Consider the following 21,356-nt stretch of genomic DNA (forward strand, 5'->3'; position numbering starts at 1 on the left):
TTTTAAAAGAATTTTTGCTTTTGAATTTGAGTTAAAAACTCTTCAAGATTGAATTTTTTTCGATGATTTTCCGTAAATATATGGATCATAATATCGCCTAAATCAGCTATTAGCCAATCCTCGCTTTCTTCATCCGTGCTGTAAAAAACCTCGCCAATGGGTTTGAGTTCAGTTTTGAGCATATCAAGCAAAGAGTGGGAATGTTTTCCTGCCATTGCCGTGGCTATTACAACTTGATCTACAATATAATCTTTATTTGTCAGATCAAATATTTCAATATCTTGAGCTTTTTTTTCATCAAGCAGTGTTGAGATTTTTTGAATCCTTTGGTTGATCTTAGACGTTGGTGTCAATGTAACTCCTTATATGATTTGATAACTTCTGTTTTGATATTTTCAGGTAGATCTTTGGAAAATTGATTAATAGAAAGGTTTTTTTTGATTTGACTTGAGGAAATTTTATATTTTAGATTTGGAAGCGAAATTTTTCGGAGGGTTTCTAAAGTTTGTGCTTCATATCCTTCGCGTTCAATGATCACAAATTCAACCAATTCTTTGAGTTCTTCATATCGATGCCATTTGTGCAGATTGGGTAAGTTGTCTTCGCCGATAATAAAATATATTTTTTTGGGATTGAATTTTTCTTTGATATTTAAAACGCTTCGAATGCTTGCGATAGGTTTTTTTTGAATTATTTCCATATTGCTGACTTCAACTTTAGTTAGGTTTTTATTGAGTTGTACCATCCATTCATAACGTTCTTCAGCACTAAACAAGCAAGGTTTTTTAAAAGGATTTTGATAGGCTACGATTACAATAAGCTTATCAATGTCTAATTTTTCAAGTGCTGTTTGAATGATTTGAAGATGAGCGGTATGGGGTGGATCAAAACTTCCTCCGTAAATAGCGATATTCATTCCCTTATTTGTCTTTGTCAAAACTTAATGTTTTTGTAAGTTTAGCAAATTTCACGCCTTTTAGTCCTCCAATCTCTAAGCTCAGTTTTTGAATTTCTGAAGGAGAGCCTTTGAGGATGATGGTTTCGAGGCAATTATGATTATCTATATGCACGTGAGTATTACATAAGATGGCAGCCGTATTATGGTGCTGTACATCAATCATTTTTTGATTGAGTTCTCTTTGATGGTGATCATAGACGATGACTAAAACTGCAATGCTAGAATCAAGGGTTTGATTTTCCCAGTTGTCTTCGACAAGTTTTTCACGAATCATATCTCTAACGAGTTCAGAACGTGAGGAATATCCATTTCTAATGATGCGGCTATCAAGCTCATCTAATAAGTTTTGTTGCAAGGATACTGAGAATCTTATAATGGAATCTTGTTCTTTTGGGTACATTTTTCATATCTTTTAATAAAATTTTCAAATTCTTGATTATGATTTTATCCAAAGTTTTATTTAAAAATCAAACATAGAATTTTAGGGCATAATAAGTCCAAAATGCCATAAAGGATAATTTTTATCATTTATTAATATTGAAAATTATTATTAAAGTGCTACAATAACACTTGAAAAAATAAATCAATTCAATAAAATTTTCTAAGGATTGGAGACAAATGGAGTTTCTTAAGTTACATATTGATCACATTGTATTTGCGGTTTTAGGGCTAATGAGTTTTTTAGCTGTTTGGCTAACAATAGAACGAATTCTTTTTTATTGGAAAATTGACATTAGTAAATATGAGGATCTTGATTTGCTTGATGTTGATTTGACAAAAAATCTTACGACGCTTTATATTATCTATTCAAATGCCCCTTATATAGGTCTTCTTGGAACTGTAGTTGGTATTATGATTACTTTCTATGATATGGGGTTAAGTGGTGGAATGGATGCAAAATCAATCATGGTAGGGCTTTCTTTGGCGTTAAAAGCAACGGCAATGGGTTTGCTTGTGGCTATTCCTGTGCTGATGATTTATAATGCTTTGTTGAGAAAAGCAGATGTGCTTTCAAATCGTTATAAGGCTTTGAAAAAATGAGAATTAAAAAAGGTGAAGGATTAAATATTGTTCCTTTCATTGATATTATGTTGGTGCTTTTGGCTATTGTTTTGAGCGTTTCAACTTTCATTGCGCAAGGAAAAATAGCCATTGATTTGCCTGAGGCCGATTCTGCGCAAAAGCAAAATAATGATGATAAAAAAGTGACCATTGTCGTGGATGCTAACAATACCATCTATGTCGATGACAAGCCTAATACGTTGGAAGAATTAAAAACCTTGATTGATAATACAGATTCAAAGACACTCGTTGAATTAAGAAGCGATAAAGATTCTAAGTTTGAAACTTTTGTGAAAATTATAGATTTACTTAAAGAAAAAAATCATGAAAATTTTGCTATTTCTACGAAAACAAATTGATTCTCCGAGTAAGATCGGATTTTTAATTGCCGTTTTGATTTATGCCGGTGCGTTTGCATTGGTTTTTGGCTCATTTAATAGTACTGAGCTCAAGCAAGATGGCACCAACACAGTAACGATGAGTTTGGCAAGTATCAATACTTCAGCAATGCACAAGGCTCATTCTACATCTGCTCCCAAACCCAAACCTAAACCTAAACCTAAACCTAAACCAAAGCCTAAGCCAAATAAGAAAAGTCTCAAACCTGTTAAAAAAGAGCCTGAAGTTAAACCAGAAGAAGATGTCAAAGAAACCACACAACAAGATTCTAAGGACAATGAAAAACAAGAATCTTCAAATACGACTTCAGAAGGTGCTCAAGCTGAAGCATTGGCTTATAACGAAGGAGTGAGTGATGAATTCTTGACAAAAATTCAGATGGCTATCAATAAGAAAAATAAATACCCTAGAATTGCTAGGATCAGAGGATTAGAAGGAGAGGTTCTTGTAGAGTTCATATTGAATGTTGATGGTACAATGCAAGGACTCAAAATTATTCAGAGTACAGCTGGAGATATTTTAAATAGTAATGCTCTCAAGGCAGTTTTAAGTGCTTCTAAAGATTTTCCTTTACCCAAACAAAAAGTCAGGATTAAAATTCCTATTGCCTATACTTTAAAGTCTTGATATTAATGTGTCTCTAAAAATTATAAAGCCATAAGGAGGGAATCGGTGAGTTTTAAAAAAATTTCTTTATTAATTGGAATTGGCTGTTTGTTATTCTTCTTGTTTTTGTTTGAACTTTTTTCCGTAATTTTAAAAACTTCTTGGATTGATAAATTTGATATATTTTGGATTGGATGCATTAGGGGTGAAACAACACCTGAGTGGGGTTCTATTCTATCATTTTTGACACATTTGGGTTCGGTTGAATTCGTAATTTTGATGACCCTACTCATTGGGGTAATATTTTTATACAAGAAGAAATTTGTTTTTGGTCTGTGGTTTGTGAGTACTATTGCGATAAGTTGCATTTTGCTCAAACTTTTAAAAGAATGGGTCAGACGTCCTCGTCCTGATATTGATGGCTGGCTTATCCACGCTTCTGGATTTAGCTATCCAAGCGGTCATTCTGTTGCTTCGAGTATTTTTTATGGTTTGCTCGCATTATTTTTTATCGCAGTTTTTCAAAAATTATATGCAAAGATTATTTTTGGAATTTTATGTCTTTTGTTTATTTTATTTATGATGTATGCTCGGGTTTATTTGGGGGTTCATTTTCCTTCAGATGTTCTTGGAGGTTTTTTGTTGGGGAACTCTTTAGCATTTTTTTCGATGGGATTTTATTTTTTATTTTTTAAAAAAATCTAAAAAATATTTTACCAGAGAAAAGATTCAAGGTTTTTTTATTGCTTCAAATATCGTTATAGATTCGATATATAGAGCGAAAATAATATCTTGGTTGCTCAATTAAATTTATAATCTTTTTTAAGACTATTAAATATTTTAAATTTTATGTGATTTTAGATACAATTTACGATAAAAAAGATTATTATTAAGAAGGCTTGAATGAAGTTTAATCGCGAATTAGATGAGTTGGTTGTTTATGAGGCAGGAAAGCCGATTGAACTTGTAGTGAGGGAATTTGGAATCAAGCCAATTGATATCATCAAATTGGGAAGCAATGAAAATCCTTACGGATGTTCGCCAAAAGTCAGTGCTATTATTTCTGAAAATTCAAAAATGGCAAGTTTTTATCCTGATGATTCGATGTTTGAGCTTAAAGAAAGATTGGCCAAAAGATACAACTTGCAATCAAATAATATTATTATCGGATCAGGAAGTGATCAAGTCATTGAGTTTTGCATTCGAGCCAAATGCACTAAGGGAAGCAAGGTGTTAATGGCGAAAACAACTTTTGCGATGTATGAGATTTATGCTAGACAAATTGGAGCTGAAATTATCAAGACCCCTAGCCATAGCCATGAAATTTTGGAATTTAAACAACTATATTCACAGCATAAACCTGATATTGTATTTTTATGTCTTCCCAATAATCCATTAGGAGAATGTTTAGATAAAAGTGACGTATTTGAGTTTATTTCTCAAACTGATCCTGATACGCTGATAATTATTGATGGAGCTTATCAAGAGTTTGCCAAAGCTAAGGATAAAAGTAAAGCTATTGATCCCAAAGAGCTTCTTGAGAGATTTGAGAATGTCATTTATTTGGGTACTTTTTCTAAAGCTTATGGATTAGGGGGGATGAGAGTCGGTTATGGTTTGGCTTCAAATGAAATTATCGAGGCTTTGCACAAAATCCGACCTCCTTTTAATATTGGGGTTTTGAGTTTGCTTGCTGCGATTGAAGCACTTAAAGATGAGGATTTTGTTGAAACTTGTATTAAATATACTTTTGAAGAAATGCTCAGGTATGAGAGTTTTGCATATGCACACGGCATTACATTTATTCCGTCTTGGACAAATTTTATCACTTATATTTTGGATGATAAATTTAGTGGAACTCAAGTAGCTGATTGGCTTTTGAGAAGGGGTGTGATTGTCAGAAATCTTAAGTCTTATGGAATCAATGCGATTAGAATTACGATTGGCACCGAAAAACAAAATGACAGGGTGTTTGAATTAATGAAAGAATTTTTGCAGTAAAAGTATGCGAATTTTTCAAATAAGCTCGATTAAAGCAGATTAAAGTTTAGAGGATAATTTTTGGACATCAAAGCTCTATTTCAACAGGTTGCGACACTTTTTGCCAAATTTAACAAAAAACAAAAAATTGTTATTGTTTCTGCTGTTGTTTTAACTGTAGCATTTATTGTGTTTTTATTGATTTTTCCAATAGGGGAAAAGAAATATGGCGATAATAGTTACGGGGTTTTGTTTGAAGGAATGAATGCTAGCGATAATGCTTTGATTTTACAATATTTGCAACAAAATCAAATTCCTTATAAAGTGCCTAAAGATGATACGATTTTGATTCCCAAAGATAGAGTTTATGAGGAAAGAATCGCATTAGCTTCACAAGGTATTCCCAAAACTAGTAAAGTTGGTTTTGAGATTTTTGATGTTAAAGATTTCGGAGCTACAGATTTTGATCAAAATATCAAATTCATTCGTGCTATAGAAGGGGAGCTTTCCAGAACGATTGAAAGTCTCAACCCCATTGAAAAGGCAAGTGTTCATATTGCCATTCCTAAAGATAGTGTTTTTGTCAGCAGGGAAGTTTTGCCTACTGCTTCAGTGATGTTAAAGATTAAAACAAATATGCGTTTATTGCCTGCCCAGATTGTTGGGATCAAAAATTTAGTCGCAGCTTCAGTCAGCAAACTTACTCCAGAAAATGTAAAACTTGTAAATGAAAATGGCGAACCTCTTGGAGAAGGAGATGATTTTAGCACATCTAAAGAACTTGCAGCGACCCAACTCAAATACAAACAAAATTTTGAAAATATCTTAGAGGGTAAAATCATCAATATCCTTTCTCCTATTGTCGGGGGCAGTGATAAAGTGGTTGCACGCGTGAATGCTGATTTTGATTTTAGCCAGAAAAAAAGTACTAAAGAAACCTATGATCCGAATAATGTTGTGCGTAGCGAACAAAATCTTGAGGAAAAGCGCGAAGGTGCCCAACCTAAACAAATTGGAGGAGTACCGGGGGCTGTGAGCAATATAGGTCCTGTTCAAGGGCTTGATGATAATAATCTAAAAGAGAAATATGAAAAATCTCAAAACACTACGAATTATGAAGTTGGTAAAACTGTTAGCGAGATTAAGGGAGAGTTTGGAGTTTTGGCACGTTTGAGTGCAGCTGTTGTGGTTGATGGGAGATATAAGAAAGTTACTGAAGGTGGTATGGATAAAGTCGAATATACTCCATTGAGCGAAGATGAAATGCAAAAAATTGATTCTTTGGTCAAGCAAGCTATTGGCTATAATCAAACTCGTGGTGATGATGTGACTGTGAGTAATTTTGAGTTTGATGCTAAAGCGGGTAACTATATCCCAATGAGTACATTTGAGAAAGTTTCTTCAAATGTTGAAAAATATTTGGGACCATTTATGCCACTTTTAAAATATTTGCTTGTGGTTGTGGTAATATTTATTTTTTACAAAAAAGTAATTTCTCCATTTGCTGAACGAATGCTTGAAATTCAAGAGAGCGAAGAAGATAAGGTTGAATCTTTGTTTGAGATTAATGATGAAGATGATACCGATCTCAATAAGTTCAGTGAAATTAGAAAGCGGGTGGAAGATCAGCTTGGTCTCAGTAGTAATTTTAGTGAAGATGAAGTAAAATATGATGTCTTACTTGAAAAAATTAAGACAAGCATTGAAGAGAAACCCGAAGAGATTGCTGCCTTGTTTAAGACATTGATTAAAGATGAGATAGCCCCTGAAGGAAGGGCATAGGAGCAGATAATGGCTACAAAACTTACTTCTAAGCAAAGGGCACAATACGATGAACTTTCGATGGCTGAAAAAATTGCAATTTTGCTCATTCAAGTTGGCGAAGAAACTACGAGTGAAGTCTTTCGACATTTAGACATAGAAAGCATTACTGAAATCAGTAAGCAAATAATGCAGCTTAATGGTACTGATAAGGCGATTGGTGGAGCTGTTCTTGAAGAATTTTATGCAATTTTTCAATCCAATCAATATATCAACAATGGCGGGTTGGATTATGCAAGAGAGCTTTTAAACAAAACTTTGGGTCCAGAAGAAGCTAAAAAGGTTTTAGACAGACTTGCCAAGAGTATGCAGTCTGCAAAAAATTTCTCTTATTTAATGAAAGTCAGGCCCCAGCAACTTGCTGATTTTATTGTCAATGAACATCCCCAGACGATTGCACTTATTTTGGCTCATATGGATTCTTCTAGCGCAGCAGAAACATTGGGATATTTTCAAGATGATATGCGTGCAGAAATTTCTATCAGGATGGCAAATCTTGGAGATATTTCGCCTAATGTAGTTAAGAGAGTTTCAACCGTTTTGGAAAATAAACTTGAATCTCTCACTAGCTATAAAGTTGAAGTCGGAGGACCTAGAGCGGTAGCTGAAATGTTTAATCGTTTGGGACAAAAAGCCGCCAAGGCTACCATCACTTATATTGAGCAGATTGATGAGCAACTTGCTAATGAAATCAAAGAAATGATGTTTACTTTTGAAGATATTGCAAAACTTGATAAAAATGCCATCAGAGAAATCCTTAAAATCGCTGATAAAAAAGATTTGATACTTGCACTTAAATCTTCTCCTGATGATCTGAAACAGAAATTTTTAGATAATATGAGTACGCGCGCTAGCGAGCAGTTTGTTGAAGAAATGCAGTTTTTAGGTGCAGTCAAAGTTAAAGATGTAGAAAGTGCACAAAGAAAAATAGTCGAAGTAGTTCAATCTCTTTCTGAACAAGGATTGATACAAATTGGAGAGGAGGAGGACGTTGTTGAGTAATTTTGAAGAGGAAAATTTGATTGCAAAATCTGAATTGCCTAAACATAATGTGCAAAAATATGAATTTAAATCAATTGCTAAAAACTCCGATCAAGATCTGAAAGAAAGTGTTCCTATCGAAAAGAATACTCCTCCTCAGGCTCAAGATCCTTCTTTTTCTGCACAGGAGACAAAAAAAAGCGGAGGTTCTTCGCTTGAGAAGGATTTGATTGAGCGTTTGCTTCAAAAGACAGATGAGTTATCAGGTAATCTTGCCAAGCTTCAGATTCAGTTTGAAAAACAACAGCTTGAAATTGAAGAAAGGGTAAATGTCGCAAGAAGCGATGCTTATAAAGACGGATTGAAAGAGGGAGAGGAAAAGGCAAAAAAAGAAATGCTCTTTGAGGTAGAAAAAGAAAAAACGACATTGATCCAATCCATTGTAACTCTTGATAAGGAAATGCAAAAATCACAAAAACATCTTGAAAAGCTCGAAAAAGAATTGAGTTCTATAGCTGTAGATATTGCTAAAGAAGTTATCATTAAAGAAGTGGAAACTAGTAGCCAAAAGGTTGCCCTTGCTTTAGCTAAAGAGCTTCTTTCAAGTATTGTTGATGCAACAGATATACATATTAAGGTCAATACGATTGATTATCCTTATTTGAATGAAAATCTCAAAGACTCACCTAAAATCAAAATTGAAGCTGATGATGCTATTGCCAAAGGAGGCGTGGTTATTACGTGTAGCACCGGCAATATTGATGGAAATTTGATGGCTCGTTACAGGACTCTTAAACAAAGCGTTTTAGACAATTTAAAGGCTTAAGATGAATTTTCTTGCTCCTCCAAAAAATCTTATTCTTTTGGATAAAGACATTCCTTATTTAAAAAAGCTTTGTGAAGATATACGCGGTAGAATTTTAGAAGTTGTTAGTGCTAATGGAGGTCATTTAAGTTCTACTTTGGGTGCTGTGGAATTGATTGTTGGAATGCATTCAGTATTTGATTGTATGGAAAATCCTTTTATTTATGATGTGAGTCATCAAGCATATGCACATAAGCTTATTACAGGAAGATGGAATGAATTTAGCACGCTTAGACAATTTGGAGGAATAAGCGGTTTTATTAAACCTTCTGAGTCTGTTTATGATTATTTTGTTGCAGGTCATAGTTCCACTTCTATTTCTATAGGAGTAGGTGTTGCTAAAGCATATGCCTTAGAGAATAAATCAGGTATGCCTATTGCATTAATCGGGGATGGAAGTATGAGTTCAGGATTGGTGTATGAAGCACTCAATGAACTTGGAGATAGAAAATATCCGATGATTATTCTTTTAAATGACAATGAAATGAGCATTGCTAAGCCGATTGGGGCAATCAGTAAATATCTTTCTCATTTGATTGCAAGTCCGATGTACCAGTCCTTAAAAGAGAGAATTAAAAAAATTTTGAGAAAAATGCCTGATAGCGCCTCTTACATTGCAAAACGCTTTGAAGAATCTTTTAAACTCATCACTCCAGGCATTTTATTTGAAGAAATGGGAATCAATTACATAGGTCCTATAAATGGGCACGATCTTGAAGAGATTATTTATTCTCTTAAGCTTGCCAAGGAATTTAAGGGTCCTGTTCTCATTCACGCTCAAACTATTAAAGGAAAAGGCTATGAAATAGCCGAAGGAAAATATGAAAAATGGCATGGTGTCGGTCCTTTTGATGTCGAGACAGGAAAATCTAAAAAATCATCTAGTATCAAAAGCCCTACAGAGATTTATTCTAAAGCTTTGTTGGAATTGGCCCAAGAGGATCAAAAAATCGTTGGAGTAACAGCTGCAATGCCTGGAGGTACGGGATTGGGTGTATTGATTGATAAATATCCCGATCGTTTTTGGGATGTCGCAATTGCTGAACAACACGCGGTTGCATCGATGGCAGCAATGGCGAAGGAGGGGTTTAAGCCTTTTGTTACGATTTATTCTACTTTTTTGCAACGTGCTTTTGATCAAATTGTCCATGATGTAGGGATTATGTCTTTGCCTGTAAAATTTGCCATTGATCGAGCTGGGATTGTCGGGGAAGATGGCGAAACACATCAAGGATTACTTGATATATCTTATCTACGTTCCGTTCCTAATATGGTTCTTTTTGCCCCACGTGACAATGTTTCATTGAAAAAAGCCGTTGCATTTGCTTCAAATTTTAATATTTCTCCGTGTGCTTTTCGTTATCCTAGAGGAAAATTTATTTTAGAAGAAGGCGTATTTGAGAATAAGGATTTTTTTATCGGTAAGTCTGAACTTTTGATTGATAATGGAGATATTCTTTTGGTAGGATATGGCAATGGTGTGGGTAGAGCATATGAAGTCTTAAAGCTTTTGAAAGAAAAAGGTATATCCTGTGCTTTGCTTGATTTGAGATTTCTCAAACCTTTGGATAGAGACTTAAAAGATATTTTACCAAAATATCAAATTATTTTTGTCTTTAGTGATAGCTACAAAATAAATGGCGTTGGATCTGCATTGCTTGAATATATGATGGAAGAAGATTTGAAATTGAGAATAGAGACTTTTGAAATTCCTGATAAATATATTCCTCACGGGAATACCGTTTTAATTGAAAAATCCGTTGGTTTAGATGTAGAAACCTTAACTATGAAAGTTTTGAACAGATTATCAAATCTATCGCAAAGACTCTCATAGCAACACTTTGATTTCTTTAAAAGAAATGAAAGCGTTGAAAAAACAAGAAATGCTATTGAAAAAAGTATAAATTGAATCCTGATTTTTTAACTGAAGCAATGGTATATGGGGCGGGAAGTGAGAATGAGTATGGAACACTTCTTTTAAAATAGATGGCAAATAAGTATTGGAATTTAATTTCTCTTGTCAGGTTATTTTTGCTAAAATCTAAACAAAAAGGATTTTGGGCGATGTTTAAAAAGATCTTAATTGCCAATCGGGGTGAAATAGCCGTTCGGATTATTCGCGCCTGTAATGATTTGCACGTCAAGAGCGTAGCGATTTATTCTGAAGCTGATAGGGATTCGTTGCATATTAAAATGGCAGATGAAGCTTATAAAGTAAGTGAAGAGCCGCTAAAGGGATATTTAGATCCCGATACTATTATTAAAATTGCCAAAGAAAGTAGTGCAGAAGCCATTCATCCAGGCTATGGGTTTTTGAGTGAAAATGCTGATTTTGCCAAAAAGGTTTTGGAAGCAGGTCTTGTATTTATAGGGCCAAGCCCAGAAGTGATTGCAAAAATGGGGGATAAAAATCAAGCACGAGCCTTGATGAGTGAAAATGGTATCCCAATCGTTCCAGGGACAAAGGTACTCAATCAGAACACTCAAGAGGAAATCAAGGGTTTTGCCGATAAAATTGGATATCCTGTTATTCTTAAAGCAAGTGCAGGTGGGGGAGGCAGGGGAATACGCGTAGTCTTTGAAGAAAAAGATTTGATGGATAGTTTTGAGGCTTGCAAACGTGAAGCTAAGGCATTTTTTAAAAATGAAGATATTTTTATGGAAAAATACATTCAGAATCCTCGCCATATCGAGTTTCAAATACTTGGTGATAACTATGGGAACGTCATTCATTTACTTGAGAGAGATTGTTCTATCCAACGCCGCCATCAAAAGCTCTTAGAAATTGCTCCAAGCCCTTTAATGGGAGAGGATTTACGTCGTAGAATGGGTGCTGCAGCTGTTATGGCAGCTAAAGTTTCGGGGTATAGTAATGCTGGAACAGTAGAATTTTTGCTTGATGAAACAAATAATTTTTATTTTATGGAGATGAATACTCGTATTCAAGTTGAACACGGTGTTACTGAAGAAATCACAGGATTAGATCTAGTTGCTAGACAAATCAGGATTGCAAGCGGAGAATTGCTTGAATTGCTTCAGAGTGACATCAAACCACAAGGTTTTGCTATTGAAGCAAGAATTAATGCCGAAGATGCAAGCAGAGATTTTGCTCCAAATCCAGGACGAATTATTGGATATTATCCTGCTTTGGGACCTTTTGTGAGAATAGACAGCTGTATTTATAAGGATTATGTCATTCCGCCTCATTATGATTCGATGGTGGCAAAGGTGATTGTGCGTGCCAGCAGTTATTCTCTGGCTGTTAATAAGATGATTCGGGCATTGGGTGAATTTAAGGTTGAGGGCATCAAGACAACTACGGAATTTTTGCTCAATATTTGCAGAGAGAAGAATTTTGGACGCGGCGATTTTGATACTTCCTATATAGAAACTCATCTTCAACATTTGATCCCTCAGGAGGTGAAAGATGAAATTTTTGTGGCTGTTGCGAACGCGATCGGTTTCAAATATGGATTGGAATGATTCATTTTGTGAGGTAGAGTGATGCGAGAGATTGTTTTGATCAATTCTAAAGAGAATCCCAAAGTAAAAACTTTAATTGTAAATAAGATTGAGCTTTTGCCTATTAGAAAATCTATTATAGAGCAACATATTGATTTAAATAAAATTCAAAAGAGCGTGGATGCCTTGATTTTTACCTCAAAATATGCTTTTAAATCTTTACTGAAAAATATGCAGGAATACCCAGAATTAGAAGTTTTTAGACAGATACCAGCATTTGTAATTGGAGAAAATACGGCTCAAAAACTAAAAGAAGCTTGCTTTGGTGTAGAATATATCGGTCTAGATTCTCATGGAGCTGGTTTTTCAAGTGAAATTATTCCTTTGCTTAAAAACAGAAAACCTTTATATTTTCGTGCTAAAAAGATTGTTTCAGGGTTGGATGTGAAGCTTTGGGAGGCAAAAATTAAACTCAAACAAGTCATTGCTTATGAAAATAAAACTAGTATCATAGATAAAACTTTTAAACCACTGCCAAAATCTATCCTGATTTTTACTGCTCCAAGTCATTATTTGGCTTTTAAACAGAACTTTGGTTGGGATGGAAGCTATAGTGCGGTGGCTATCGGGATGACTACTTTTGGGGTTTTTGATAGTGAGGTGGAAGGATTTGTAAGCCCAACTCAAAGCATAGATAGTTGTATAGAATTTGCCAAAGAATTGGCATTAAAACTTCCTTAAGGATTAGAAAGGGTAAAAATGGATTTTGTTTTAGCTGCGATGGGTGGAGCGATAGGCAGTGTCTTAAGGTATTTTCTTTCTAAAGTGCTACCTTTAAAATTTTTGGTGTGGGGTACATTTCCTTTGGGGACTTTTACCGTTAATCTCATCGGTAGTTTTTTGATAGGGTTTGCAAGTTTTTTAGTCGCTCAAAAGATTTTAGGGAATGATTTTAGAGTATTTTTTATCATCGGGATTTTGGGAGGATTTACAACTTTTTCGTCTTTTGGGATGGATACGTTCAATATGCTTGCTCAAAAAGAATTTTTAAAAGCTGTTTTTTATATTTTAAGCACAAATATTTTGGGTTTTATTCTCGTTGGGACAGGGTGGTTTTTGTCCAAAACGTTTTTTAATTAGCGTTTTGTTTGATTTCAAGCAAATATCTTGCGATGATGATTGTTTGCAATAAGGTCGCAAGAAAATTAAAAATAGGAATAAGGGAAAACAGGTATGCTATTGCTGTTATTTGATAGTTTTTAGCTTTGTGTTCGGACAGAATCAAGCGATAGTCTGATTTTTCAAAGATAGAACTGCCCACATCAAATAGCATCGTATTTTTGAAAAAGAAAAAGTGAGGAATCAAGACAGCAAAAATTCCTATGAATGGAACAAAATATAAAGGAGTTAGAATTATGGCAAATAAAAGGAAGTAACCGAAAGATTTACTAAAATAGCCCATTGATGAAAGGATATTTCCAAAAGAATCAATTTGAAGGTCGCGATAGTATTTTTTGTGAAGATAGCTGATTACGATTGGGGTATAAAAGATTGAGACAAAGACATTTCCGATAAGCGTGAGGATAATCATCAAGAATGCAAGCAAAATGTACAAAAGAGACTTGATAAATAGATTCCCTATGCCCACAAAAAAGCCTTTATTATCTGATAAATTTTGCCAATTTGTCGGTAGCAAGTGTTTGAGCCACTCAAAAATGTCTTCGTTGAAATAAAATAGTAAAGTTCCCCAAAATAAAACCCCAATAAGCACAGGGAAGATGTTTAAAATCAACATTTTTAAACTGAAAAAGTCTTCCCAGCTTTTTTTAATGATGGCTAGCATTGTTTTTCCTTGATAATTTTTATATAAAAATTTATCTTTTATTGACTTTATTTAAGTTTAAAAGGTAAAATTACGGAATGTGTTGCTTAAATGGCGCCAAATTTAAATATATGGAGATTTGAGAATGAAAAAAAGTATAGTAAGCTTGATTCTTGCAAGCACTATGTGTGTTGGATTTGCAGGAGCTAAAACCCTTGCCACAGTTGATGGTATAGCGATTACAGAGAAAGATTTTGATATGATCAAACAAAGAGTGCCTAATTTCAATTTTAACGATCTTGATAAAAATCAACAAAAAGCTTTGGTGGAGCAAGCTATCAATAATATTTTGATTGAAAAAGAGGCTAAAAAGGAAAAAATTCAAAATTCAGCTGATTTTAAATCTGCAGTTGATGCATTTGAAAAACAACTTTTAGTAGAGCTTTGGGCAAAGAAACAAGCAGAAGTGATAGGAAAAACTAAAATTCCCGACGCGGAATTAAAAAAATATTACGATGAACATAAACAAGATTTTGTTCAACAAGAAGCCCATGCTCGTCATATTCTTGTAAAGACTGAAGAACAAGCCAAGAAAATTATCTCTGAATTAAATAAAACCCCTAAGGCAAAGGTAGAAGCTAAATTTATCGAATTAGCAAATAAAGAATCTATTGATCCAAATACTAAGAATACTCAAAATGGTGGAGATTTGGGAAATTTTCAAAAAAATCGTATGGATCCTGAATTCGCTAAGGCCACTTTTGATTTGAAACCAGGAACTTATACAAAAACACCTATTAAAACTCAATTCGGCTACCATATTATTTATCTAATTAAGAAAAACGATCCTGTTACTCCTACGTTTGATCAGGCAAAACGAACCATTGAGGATATTTTGAAAAATAAAGAATTCGAAGAAAGAATGAAAAATAAAATCAATGAATTAAAGAAGAGCGCAAAAATCAATATTGCTAGCTAAAAGGATCTTATATGTTGGTTGTCGGTAGCGATATTTTACAAAAGGCACACAAAGAAGGATATGGAGTAGGGGCTTTTAATTTTGTAAATTTTGAAATGTTAAACGCAATTTTTGAAGCTGCCGATGAAGCCTCCTCCCCCCTTATTATTCAAGCAAGTGAAGGTGCAATTAAATATATGGGCATTGATATGGTTGTGGGGATGGCTAAAATAATGTCAAATCGTTATTCTCATATTCCTGTAGCCCTACACTTGGATCACGGAACGACCTTTGAAAGTTGTCAGAAGGCGATTGAAGCTGGTTTTACCTCAGTAATGATTGATGCTTCTCATCACCCTTTTGAGGAAAATCTAGAGTTAACAGCCAAAGTTGTGGAAGCAGCCCATAAAGAAGGTGTAAGCGTTGAAGCCGAATTAGGTAGGCTGATGGGCATTGAAGATAATATTTCTGTAGATGAAAAAGATGCTGTTTTGGTAAATCCCAAAGAGGCAGAGATTTTTGTCAGAGAATCAAAAGTTGATTATCTTGCTCCAGCTATTGGTACGAGTCACGGGGCATTTAAGTTCAAAGGTGAGCCAAAATTAGATTTTAAACGTCTCCAAGAAGTCAAAAGATTGACAAATATTCCTTTGGTATTGCACGGGGCTAGCGCAATACCCGATTATGTGCGGGAATCTTTTTTGAATAGTGGTGGAGATCTTAAGGGAAGCAAAGGCGTACCTTTTGAATTTTTACAAGAGTCGATTAAGGGTGGGATTAATAAAGTCAATACTGATACAGATTTGAGAATTGCCTTTATGGCAGAAGTCAGACGTGTTGCTAACGAAGATAAAACTCAATTTGACTTGAGAAAATTTTTTACTCCAGGTATGCAAGCTATCAAAAAAGTTGTTCTTGAAAGAATGCATTTACTGGGCAGTGCTAATAAAATAAGTTAGAGGAGAATATATGGCAATTGGGATGAGCGAATTAAAAAAAGGTTTGAAAATAGAGATAGAAAACGTTCCTTATAGAATTGTCGAATATCAACACGTCAAACCTGGAAAAGGAGCTGCATTTGTCCGTGCAAAAATAAAATCATTCTTAGATGGCAAAGTGATTGAAAAAACTTTTCATGCTGGCGATAAGTGTGAAGAACCCAATTTGATTGAAAAAACAATGCAGTATCTTTATCACGATGGAGACACTTATCAATTTATGGATACTGAAACTTATGAACAAATTGCTTTGAATGATAATCAAGTTGGAGATGTTTCAAAATGGATGCTTGATGGGATGAGTGTTCAGATTCTTTTTCATAATAATAAAGCCATTTCTGTCGATGTTCCTCAGATTGTCGAACTCAAAATTGTCGAGACCGCCCCAAATTTTAAGGGTGATACTTCTAGTGCAAGTAAAAAGCCTGCAACTTTGGAGACCGGAGCTGTTGTGCAGATTCCTTTCCATATTCTTGAAGGCGAAGTGATTAGAGTCAATACTGAAACTTCAGAGTATGTAGAAAAAGTTAAATAGTTTATATATTTTTCTTTTTAATTATTGATTATAATATTATTCTGTGCTACAGAGAATTTTCAATTTTATCCGGAATTTGAAACTCAAAAATTTATTGAATTTTGTATTAAAAACTTGCTAATTTTCTTTAATCTCAAAGATTGAAAAATAATTTAAAATTTGTAGTCAAATATCAAAATTTAAGAGTATAATTCGCGCCAAATTTTAAATAAGGCTCTTTGATTATGGCAACAATAAATATTTTAGATTATAAATTAAAACCTTTTGTTATTGAAACAAAAGGAATTATGGAAGACTATTTGTGTAAGACTCAAGTTGATGTGAGTGATTATTCTTTTGCTGCCAATTATATTTGGCTTTCAAGAACAAGCGGTTTTTATGAAATCATTGAGGATACATTTTGTTTGTTTGTGATGACGGGAGGCGAACTTTCGATGCTTTTACCTCCGCTTGGCAACCCTAAGCATTGTTACAATGCAATTCCAAAATGTTTTGATATTATGAATGAAAATAATTCATCAAATTATTATTCTAAAATCGAATATGTTTGTGATGAATTTTTGGAGGATTTTATCACTTCTAGTAACGAAGGAGAAGTTATATTCTCATCTTTGGAAAATTATGTAATCGAAAAAAAGCTTGTTGATTATATATATAAAACAAATGATTTGATTGAGCTTAAGGGTAATTCTTATCACGCTAAGCGAAATGAAATCAATAAGTTTAAAAAGGCATATCCGGATTTTAAAATAGAAGCTCTTGACCCAGAAGCTCATTTGATTCCAATCAATCAGCTTTTTAATAAGTGGGTAAGCGATAGAATAAAATATATGCCCAAGGAAGAAGTGGATATTTTTATGGACGGCATTTATCAAGAGAGGTTTGCCATAAAAAGAGTATTGCAAGATTATGATGCTTTGGGATTGGTAGGTTTGGTTATTTATATCGGCGAGGAATTGAAAGGTTTCACAGTGGGTGAACAAGTTAGGGAAGATACGGCAAGTGTATTGATTGAAAAGACGGATTTTGAAGTACTTGGTTGCGCACAATTCATTTTTAGAGAATTTTGTAAGGTATTGAAAGATAAATATAATGCAGAATATATTAATGTCGGAGATGATATGGGATTTGAAAATCTCAAAAAGGTAAAAATGTCTTATCGTCCTGATAAGTTGGTTCCAAAATATACAATTTATCAAAAATAATGATTGAAAACGCCGCATTAACTGATATAGACACGCTATGTAATATTGAAAACCAGGTATTTATGCCTTGGGAGGGAAGATTTTCAAAACGTGTTTTTTTCTATCATCTGCATTATGGAGATAGAATTTTTATATTGCGAAAAAATGGGGAAATAGTCGGCTATTTATTGGTCTTGACTCATTCAAAAAGTTTAAGAATCTACTCCTTGGCTGTTTTGCCTAAATTTCAAGGAAAGGGCTATGGAGAAATTTTATGTCGTTATGGAATTGATATGGCGCGAGCAAAAAAGAAAGATTTTATTTATTTAGAAGTGCGATCTAGAAATCAAAAAGCTATTGCTCTTTATGAAAAATTGGGATTTGTGTCGAAAAAAGTTTTACCTTCATATTATGTTGAAGAGGATGGTTTGAGAATGGAAAATAGACTCTGAGATGATTATGCATCAAAAAAGTGAGAACTAGAAGCAAATATGTTGGTGCAATTTGGTTTTTAGAGTTTGAGTATTGAATAATTTTTATTAGAATGTTCCTATCACTTATAAGGAGATTGAAATATGAAAAAAATTGCAATCATTGCATTTTTATTAACAAGCTTTGCTTTTTCCCATCAAACACAAGAGGTGTATAAAATGAAAGATTTACAAGTCAAACCGGCTAGTATTGCTAAATATGATCCTAAATATTTGAGTTTACAAGTCAGTGATTATGATTTTCAAACCACTTTAAATCGCGCTAAAGATATGATTAAACAACAAAAGATGAAGCTTTTTGTTATTCTAGATCATTCTCAGGCTGCAACAGAGTTTGATCAGAGTTTGCCCCCTACGAGTGTGATTGTGTTTGGGAATCCTGCAGCAGGAACGGCTAAAATGAAAGAATATCCAAATCTGGCCATTGAGTTACCAATGAAAATTTTGGTTTATGAAAGAGATAAAAAGGTATTTGTAGGTTTTGTGAGACCTAGTTTTAATGCTAAAGCATTAGGATTGCCTGCTAATGATGCTTTCATAAAAAATACAGAAAAAGCTTATGAAAATTTTGTAGAGCATATTATTCATTAGTAATTTGTAAAAGTCTTAGGGAATGTATTTTAAGATTTCTGAGACGACTTTATCTATAGGCTGATCTGCATTGATAATTATATCTGCAGATTTGGCGTATAAAGTTTGACGATTTTTATAAATTTCGTAAGCTTCTGAGATGTTTTTTAAAAGAGGTCTAGAATCCAATTCGGTTTGAGTGAGTCGTTTTTGAATTTTTTCAAAATCTATTTTAAGATAAAATACTTTTCCCATACCTCTTACGGGATTGAAAATAGGCATTCCCCCTCCGGTAGCTATAATTGCATTCTGAATATTTTTTTCTACCCATTGTATAAAATCCGCTTCAAGTTTTCGGAAATACTCTTCTCCATAGTTTTCAAAAATATTTTTAATGCTTTGAGAATTTTGAGCAGCAATCAGCATATCTGTATCAATGAGATAACTTTTAGTATATCTTGCTAAATGTGTGCCGACTGTTGTTTTTCCACTTCCCATAAAACCTATTAAAACAATGTTTTTCATTATTTTAAGCTTACGACATAGTATTGATCTTCTTTTTTTACCTGATATTGGTATTGACCATCTAGCGTGATTACAATCCGATAAAAAGTATTATGGGTACCGACGGATATTTTAGTGAAATACCTTTTATTTATATCAATATTCTGATTGATGTTGGGTTCTTTTCTATCCATATCAATGATGAGACGATAGGGGGTGGGGAGAATAAAAGTTCTTTGAATTTTATAAGAAGTGTGGATATAAAGCTTATTTTGTTTGGTAAAAAATTCAAAAGGTGGAATGCTGTAATAATTCGTTTCTTCAGAGACAATTGCATTTTTTTGACTGAGTCTTAGGGGGTAGTGCCAATCAATGCTTTGGTCGATATCCAAAGTTTTTGTATCTAAAGAGCCATCGATATTTTCATAAGTGATTGTTACACTTTTAAGAATCCTAGCTGTAGTGGGTAATTTGAAATCAAAGGCTTCAAAGTAGTCTTTAGCATTTTTTGTTGCGTCATGAGAGCTTTCTTTGGGAGTCAAGAGAGGCTCAAAAGGATTATCTCTAGCAATGAGAGCATAGAATAAAAAAAACAAAACAGTAAAAATTTTCTTCATGGCTCAAGTCCTTTTAACTCAAAAAGTTGCTTTTGTAATTTGGCATTTTCATATTGGAGTGTTTGAACGCTTTCTTGAAGGGAAGTGCGTTTATCTTTGACTGAAATCAGAACTTCAATGGAATTGGTTCCAAAAAGAAGATAGCCTGTATAAGCGCCGATAACCATCAATATTAAAAAACTGATGATAATGGCACGATTGACATAAATAGTCCGTACAAGCTTGGCGTATTTAGTGGATTCTTTATCTTCTATCATTTGGTTTTAAAAAGTTCTTTGCCTATATATTCAGTGTTTGCGAGTTCGCTTTCAATCTGAAGCAAACGGTTGTATTTGGCGATTCTTTCACTTCTAGCAGTTGATCCCGTTTTGATTTCACCGGTATTGAGGGCTACTCCAAAATCAGCGATAAAAGTATCTTCACTCTCTCCACTTCGATGACTCATAATGCATTTGTAATTATTCCTTTGAGCTAAGCGTACAGTTTGCATAGTTTCACTTATGGTTCCGATTTGATTGGGTTTAATGAGGATAGCATTTGCAATATTTTGTTCAATGCCGTGCTTTAAAATGGATTTATTTGTAACAAACAAATCATCTCCTACAAGTTGAATTTTATCTCCGAGTTTTTGAGTGAGATATTTCCATCCCTCCCAATCATCCTCACTCAATCCATCTTCAATGGAGATGATAGGATATTTACTCACAAGTTCTTCATAGTAAGATACAAGTTCGTGTGAAGTCAATTTTCTTCCTTCTCCGATCAGATTGTAAATGCCATTATCTTCAGAAAATTCACTGCTAGCTACATCAAGTGCGAGGGATATGTCTGAACCGGGTTTGTATCCGGCTTTTTCAATGGCTTTTAAAATAATCTCAATTGGCTCTGCGTTGTTTTTAAGATTGGGGGCAAAACCTCCTTCATCTCCTATACTTGTGATATGTGAGGAATTTTTCAAAATATTTTTGAGATGGTGATAAACTTCTGCACTTGCTCTTAGGGCATCTTTAAAAGTGTCAAATCCAAGAGGCATAATCATATACTCTTGAAAATCCACGGTATTATCAGCGTGAGATCCTCCGTTAATAATATTGAGCATTGGCACAGGAATAGTAAGCGCATTGGCTCCTCCAAGGTAACGATAAAGAGGAATATTAAGAGAGCTTGCCGCTGCGCGAGCTACTGCCATAGATACTCCAAGTGTTGCATTTGCTCCAAGATTGGAATAATTGCTTGTGCCATCAAGAGTCTTGAGTAAGGAATCAATATGGCTTTGGTCAAACGGGGTGCTACCGATAAGCGCATCTGAAATGGTTGTGTCAATGTTTTCGCAAGCTTTTAAGACGCCCTTTCCCAAAAATCGGGTTTTATCGCCATCACGAAGTTCAAGAGCCTCTCTCTTGCCTGTGCTAGCTCCACTTGGAACGATGGCAGATTCTGCAGTGCCATCACTAAGAACAACCGTTGCTTTTATAGTTGGATTTCCTCTGCTGTCCATCACTTCTTGAGAATAAATATTTTCTATATAAATCATCTGATTTTC

At 34.2% G+C, this 21,356-nt stretch carries 26 protein-coding genes; 18 read left to right on the forward strand and 8 right to left on the reverse strand.

Translation table 11 applies throughout. The features are described from left to right. Positions 1 to 2: 2 nt before the first annotated feature. Genes rsfS through nikR form a run of 3 tightly spaced genes read right to left on the reverse strand, consistent with a single transcriptional unit; the run spans position 3 to position 1,358 of the window. Entirely contained in the window at positions 3 to 335 is a 333-nt protein-coding gene (rsfS, locus tag BKH41_RS00310) for a ribosome silencing factor (RefSeq protein WP_095296654.1), read from the reverse strand. Positions 336 to 349: 14 nt separating this feature from the next. Continuing rightward, positions 350 to 916, reverse strand: coding sequence for a nicotinate (nicotinamide) nucleotide adenylyltransferase (nadD, locus tag BKH41_RS00315; protein WP_095296655.1), 567 nt, complete (start codon positions 914 to 916; stop codon positions 350 to 352). 4 nt (positions 917 to 920) lie between these two features. Further along, complete coding sequence (gene nikR, locus BKH41_RS00320; RefSeq protein WP_095296397.1) at positions 921 to 1,358, reverse strand: nickel-responsive transcriptional regulator NikR; 438 nt, start codon at positions 1,356 to 1,358, stop codon at positions 921 to 923. Positions 1,359 to 1,576: 218 nt separating this feature from the next. Here nikR and exbB point away from each other — a divergent pair, with 218 nt between their 5' ends. From exbB to crcB, 12 genes are all read left to right on the forward strand, one after another. Continuing rightward, on the forward strand, positions 1,577 to 1,999 hold the full coding sequence (gene exbB, locus BKH41_RS00325; RefSeq protein ID WP_095296398.1) for a TonB-system energizer ExbB: 423 nt from the start codon (positions 1,577 to 1,579) through the stop codon (positions 1,997 to 1,999). Next, entirely contained in the window at positions 1,996 to 2,379 is a 384-nt protein-coding gene (gene exbD / locus BKH41_RS00330) for a TonB system transport protein ExbD (RefSeq protein ID WP_095296400.1), read from the forward strand. The genes exbB and exbD overlap by 4 nt, the downstream gene beginning before the upstream one ends. Further along, the gene (locus tag BKH41_RS00335) at positions 2,345 to 3,046 is read left to right on the forward strand and encodes an energy transducer TonB (RefSeq protein WP_180762679.1); all 702 of its coding nucleotides are present in this window, start codon (positions 2,345 to 2,347) and stop codon (positions 3,044 to 3,046) included. Before exbD ends, BKH41_RS00335 begins: the two co-directional genes overlap by 35 nt. Before the next feature lie 45 nt (positions 3,047 to 3,091). Beyond that, on the forward strand, positions 3,092 to 3,730 hold the full coding sequence (locus BKH41_RS00340; protein WP_095296402.1) for a phosphatase PAP2 family protein: 639 nt from the start codon (positions 3,092 to 3,094) through the stop codon (positions 3,728 to 3,730). 198 nt (positions 3,731 to 3,928) lie between these two features. Continuing rightward, a complete protein-coding gene (gene hisC / locus BKH41_RS00345) occupies positions 3,929 to 5,026 on the forward strand; it encodes a histidinol-phosphate transaminase (protein ID WP_095296404.1) in 1,098 nt (365 codons plus the stop codon). Positions 5,027 to 5,086: 60 nt separating this feature from the next. After that, positions 5,087 to 6,787 (forward strand): flagellar basal-body MS-ring/collar protein FliF, encoded by a 1,701-nt coding sequence (fliF, locus tag BKH41_RS00350; protein ID WP_095296406.1) that lies wholly within the window; start codon positions 5,087 to 5,089, stop codon positions 6,785 to 6,787. A gap of 9 nt (positions 6,788 to 6,796) precedes the next feature. Then, a complete protein-coding gene (gene fliG / locus BKH41_RS00355; RefSeq protein WP_095296408.1) occupies positions 6,797 to 7,828 on the forward strand; it encodes a flagellar motor switch protein FliG in 1,032 nt (343 codons plus the stop codon). Then, positions 7,821 to 8,633, forward strand: a complete 813-nt coding sequence (gene fliH / locus BKH41_RS00360; RefSeq protein WP_095296657.1) for a flagellar assembly protein FliH — start codon at positions 7,821 to 7,823, stop codon at positions 8,631 to 8,633. Before fliG ends, fliH begins: the two co-directional genes overlap by 8 nt. Before the next feature lies 1 nt (position 8,634). Further along, the gene (gene dxs / locus BKH41_RS00365; protein WP_095296409.1) at positions 8,635 to 10,506 is read left to right on the forward strand and encodes a 1-deoxy-D-xylulose-5-phosphate synthase; all 1,872 of its coding nucleotides are present in this window, start codon (positions 8,635 to 8,637) and stop codon (positions 10,504 to 10,506) included. A 230-nt stretch (positions 10,507 to 10,736) separates the two neighbouring features. Next, positions 10,737 to 12,155, forward strand: a complete 1,419-nt coding sequence (locus tag BKH41_RS00370) for an acetyl-CoA carboxylase subunit A (RefSeq protein WP_095296658.1) — start codon at positions 10,737 to 10,739, stop codon at positions 12,153 to 12,155. Between the two features lie 21 nt (positions 12,156 to 12,176). Beyond that, positions 12,177 to 12,875: a uroporphyrinogen-III synthase gene (locus tag BKH41_RS00375; protein ID WP_095296411.1), complete on the forward strand. Its 699-nt coding sequence runs from the start codon at positions 12,177 to 12,179 to the stop codon at positions 12,873 to 12,875. Between the two features lie 18 nt (positions 12,876 to 12,893). Next, positions 12,894 to 13,274, forward strand: a complete 381-nt coding sequence (crcB, locus tag BKH41_RS00380; protein WP_095296412.1) for a fluoride efflux transporter CrcB — start codon at positions 12,894 to 12,896, stop codon at positions 13,272 to 13,274. Here crcB and BKH41_RS00385 read toward each other — a convergent pair. Further along, positions 13,267 to 13,977 (reverse strand): EI24 domain-containing protein, encoded by a 711-nt coding sequence (locus tag BKH41_RS00385; RefSeq protein WP_095296414.1) that lies wholly within the window; start codon positions 13,975 to 13,977, stop codon positions 13,267 to 13,269. The genes crcB and BKH41_RS00385 overlap by 8 nt on opposite strands. Positions 13,978 to 14,101: 124 nt before the next feature. Between BKH41_RS00385 and BKH41_RS00390 the strand changes: the two genes are divergently transcribed. From BKH41_RS00390 to BKH41_RS00415, 6 genes are all read left to right on the forward strand, one after another. Beyond that, positions 14,102 to 14,935, forward strand: coding sequence for a peptidyl-prolyl cis-trans isomerase (locus tag BKH41_RS00390; protein ID WP_095296415.1), 834 nt, complete (start codon positions 14,102 to 14,104; stop codon positions 14,933 to 14,935). An 11-nt stretch (positions 14,936 to 14,946) separates the two neighbouring features. Beyond that, positions 14,947 to 15,873, forward strand: coding sequence for a class II fructose-bisphosphate aldolase (locus BKH41_RS00395; RefSeq protein WP_095296417.1), 927 nt, complete (start codon positions 14,947 to 14,949; stop codon positions 15,871 to 15,873). A gap of 10 nt (positions 15,874 to 15,883) precedes the next feature. Further along, on the forward strand, positions 15,884 to 16,447 hold the full coding sequence (gene efp, locus BKH41_RS00400; RefSeq protein WP_095296418.1) for an elongation factor P: 564 nt from the start codon (positions 15,884 to 15,886) through the stop codon (positions 16,445 to 16,447). Positions 16,448 to 16,671: 224 nt separating this feature from the next. Next, on the forward strand, positions 16,672 to 17,652 hold the full coding sequence (locus tag BKH41_RS00405) for a phosphatidylglycerol lysyltransferase domain-containing protein (protein ID WP_095296420.1): 981 nt from the start codon (positions 16,672 to 16,674) through the stop codon (positions 17,650 to 17,652). Beyond that, on the forward strand, positions 17,652 to 18,083 hold the full coding sequence (locus BKH41_RS00410; protein WP_095296421.1) for a GNAT family N-acetyltransferase: 432 nt from the start codon (positions 17,652 to 17,654) through the stop codon (positions 18,081 to 18,083). The genes BKH41_RS00405 and BKH41_RS00410 overlap by 1 nt, the downstream gene beginning before the upstream one ends. A 123-nt stretch (positions 18,084 to 18,206) precedes the next feature. Then, on the forward strand, positions 18,207 to 18,713 hold the full coding sequence (locus BKH41_RS00415; RefSeq protein ID WP_095296423.1) for a DUF302 domain-containing protein: 507 nt from the start codon (positions 18,207 to 18,209) through the stop codon (positions 18,711 to 18,713). Positions 18,714 to 18,728: 15 nt separating this feature from the next. Here BKH41_RS00415 and BKH41_RS00420 read toward each other — a convergent pair whose 3' ends face one another. From BKH41_RS00420 to eno, 4 genes are read right to left on the reverse strand one after another with little or no spacing between them, the layout of a single operon-like run. Next, positions 18,729 to 19,217 (reverse strand): shikimate kinase, encoded by a 489-nt coding sequence (locus BKH41_RS00420; RefSeq protein WP_095296425.1) that lies wholly within the window; start codon positions 19,215 to 19,217, stop codon positions 18,729 to 18,731. Beyond that, positions 19,217 to 19,813 carry an AMIN domain-containing protein gene (locus tag BKH41_RS00425; protein ID WP_095296427.1) on the reverse strand — a complete coding sequence of 199 codons (597 nt, stop codon included), beginning with the start codon at positions 19,811 to 19,813 and terminating at the stop codon, positions 19,217 to 19,219. Before BKH41_RS00425 ends, BKH41_RS00420 begins: the two co-directional genes overlap by 1 nt. Further along, positions 19,810 to 20,070, reverse strand: coding sequence for a hypothetical protein (locus BKH41_RS00430; RefSeq protein ID WP_095296429.1), 261 nt, complete (start codon positions 20,068 to 20,070; stop codon positions 19,810 to 19,812). Before BKH41_RS00430 ends, BKH41_RS00425 begins: the two co-directional genes overlap by 4 nt. After that, entirely contained in the window at positions 20,067 to 21,347 is a 1,281-nt protein-coding gene (eno, locus tag BKH41_RS00435) for a phosphopyruvate hydratase (RefSeq protein WP_095296431.1), read from the reverse strand. Before eno ends, BKH41_RS00430 begins: the two co-directional genes overlap by 4 nt. Positions 21,348 to 21,356: the final 9 nt, after the last annotated feature.

The organism is Helicobacter sp. 12S02232-10, from assembly GCF_002272895.1.
Classification (GTDB): Bacteria; Campylobacterota; Campylobacteria; order Campylobacterales; family Helicobacteraceae; genus Helicobacter_J.

Coding starts and splice junctions, on each gene's coding strand:
- efp (WP_095296418.1), top strand. CDS start 15,884: ATGGCAATTGGGATGAGCGAATTAAAAAAAGGTTTGAAAATAGAGATA.
- BKH41_RS00415 (WP_095296423.1), top strand. CDS start 18,207: ATGAAAAAAATTGCAATCATTGCATTTTTATTAACAAGCTTTGCTTTT.
- BKH41_RS00395 (WP_095296417.1), top strand. CDS start 14,947: ATGTTGGTTGTCGGTAGCGATATTTTACAAAAGGCACACAAAGAAGGA.
- nadD (WP_095296655.1), bottom strand. CDS start 916: ATGAATATCGCTATTTACGGAGGAAGTTTTGATCCACCCCATACCGCT.
- BKH41_RS00420 (WP_095296425.1), bottom strand. CDS start 19,217: ATGAAAAACATTGTTTTAATAGGTTTTATGGGAAGTGGAAAAACAACA.
- crcB (WP_095296412.1), top strand. CDS start 12,894: ATGGATTTTGTTTTAGCTGCGATGGGTGGAGCGATAGGCAGTGTCTTA.
- exbD (WP_095296400.1), top strand. CDS start 1,996: ATGAGAATTAAAAAAGGTGAAGGATTAAATATTGTTCCTTTCATTGAT.
- BKH41_RS00425 (WP_095296427.1), bottom strand. CDS start 19,813: ATGAAGAAAATTTTTACTGTTTTGTTTTTTTTATTCTATGCTCTCATT.
- BKH41_RS00430 (WP_095296429.1), bottom strand. CDS start 20,070: ATGATAGAAGATAAAGAATCCACTAAATACGCCAAGCTTGTACGGACT.
- dxs (WP_095296409.1), top strand. CDS start 8,635: ATGAATTTTCTTGCTCCTCCAAAAAATCTTATTCTTTTGGATAAAGAC.
- exbB (WP_095296398.1), top strand. CDS start 1,577: ATGGAGTTTCTTAAGTTACATATTGATCACATTGTATTTGCGGTTTTA.
- BKH41_RS00370 (WP_095296658.1), top strand. CDS start 10,737: ATGTTTAAAAAGATCTTAATTGCCAATCGGGGTGAAATAGCCGTTCGG.
- BKH41_RS00390 (WP_095296415.1), top strand. CDS start 14,102: ATGAAAAAAAGTATAGTAAGCTTGATTCTTGCAAGCACTATGTGTGTT.
- BKH41_RS00410 (WP_095296421.1), top strand. CDS start 17,652: ATGATTGAAAACGCCGCATTAACTGATATAGACACGCTATGTAATATT.
- BKH41_RS00385 (WP_095296414.1), bottom strand. CDS start 13,977: ATGCTAGCCATCATTAAAAAAAGCTGGGAAGACTTTTTCAGTTTAAAA.
- hisC (WP_095296404.1), top strand. CDS start 3,929: ATGAAGTTTAATCGCGAATTAGATGAGTTGGTTGTTTATGAGGCAGGA.
- nikR (WP_095296397.1), bottom strand. CDS start 1,358: ATGTACCCAAAAGAACAAGATTCCATTATAAGATTCTCAGTATCCTTG.
- fliG (WP_095296408.1), top strand. CDS start 6,797: ATGGCTACAAAACTTACTTCTAAGCAAAGGGCACAATACGATGAACTT.
- eno (WP_095296431.1), bottom strand. CDS start 21,347: ATGATTTATATAGAAAATATTTATTCTCAAGAAGTGATGGACAGCAGA.
- BKH41_RS00405 (WP_095296420.1), top strand. CDS start 16,672: ATGGCAACAATAAATATTTTAGATTATAAATTAAAACCTTTTGTTATT.
- BKH41_RS00375 (WP_095296411.1), top strand. CDS start 12,177: ATGCGAGAGATTGTTTTGATCAATTCTAAAGAGAATCCCAAAGTAAAA.
- BKH41_RS00335 (WP_180762679.1), top strand. CDS start 2,345: ATGAAAATTTTGCTATTTCTACGAAAACAAATTGATTCTCCGAGTAAG.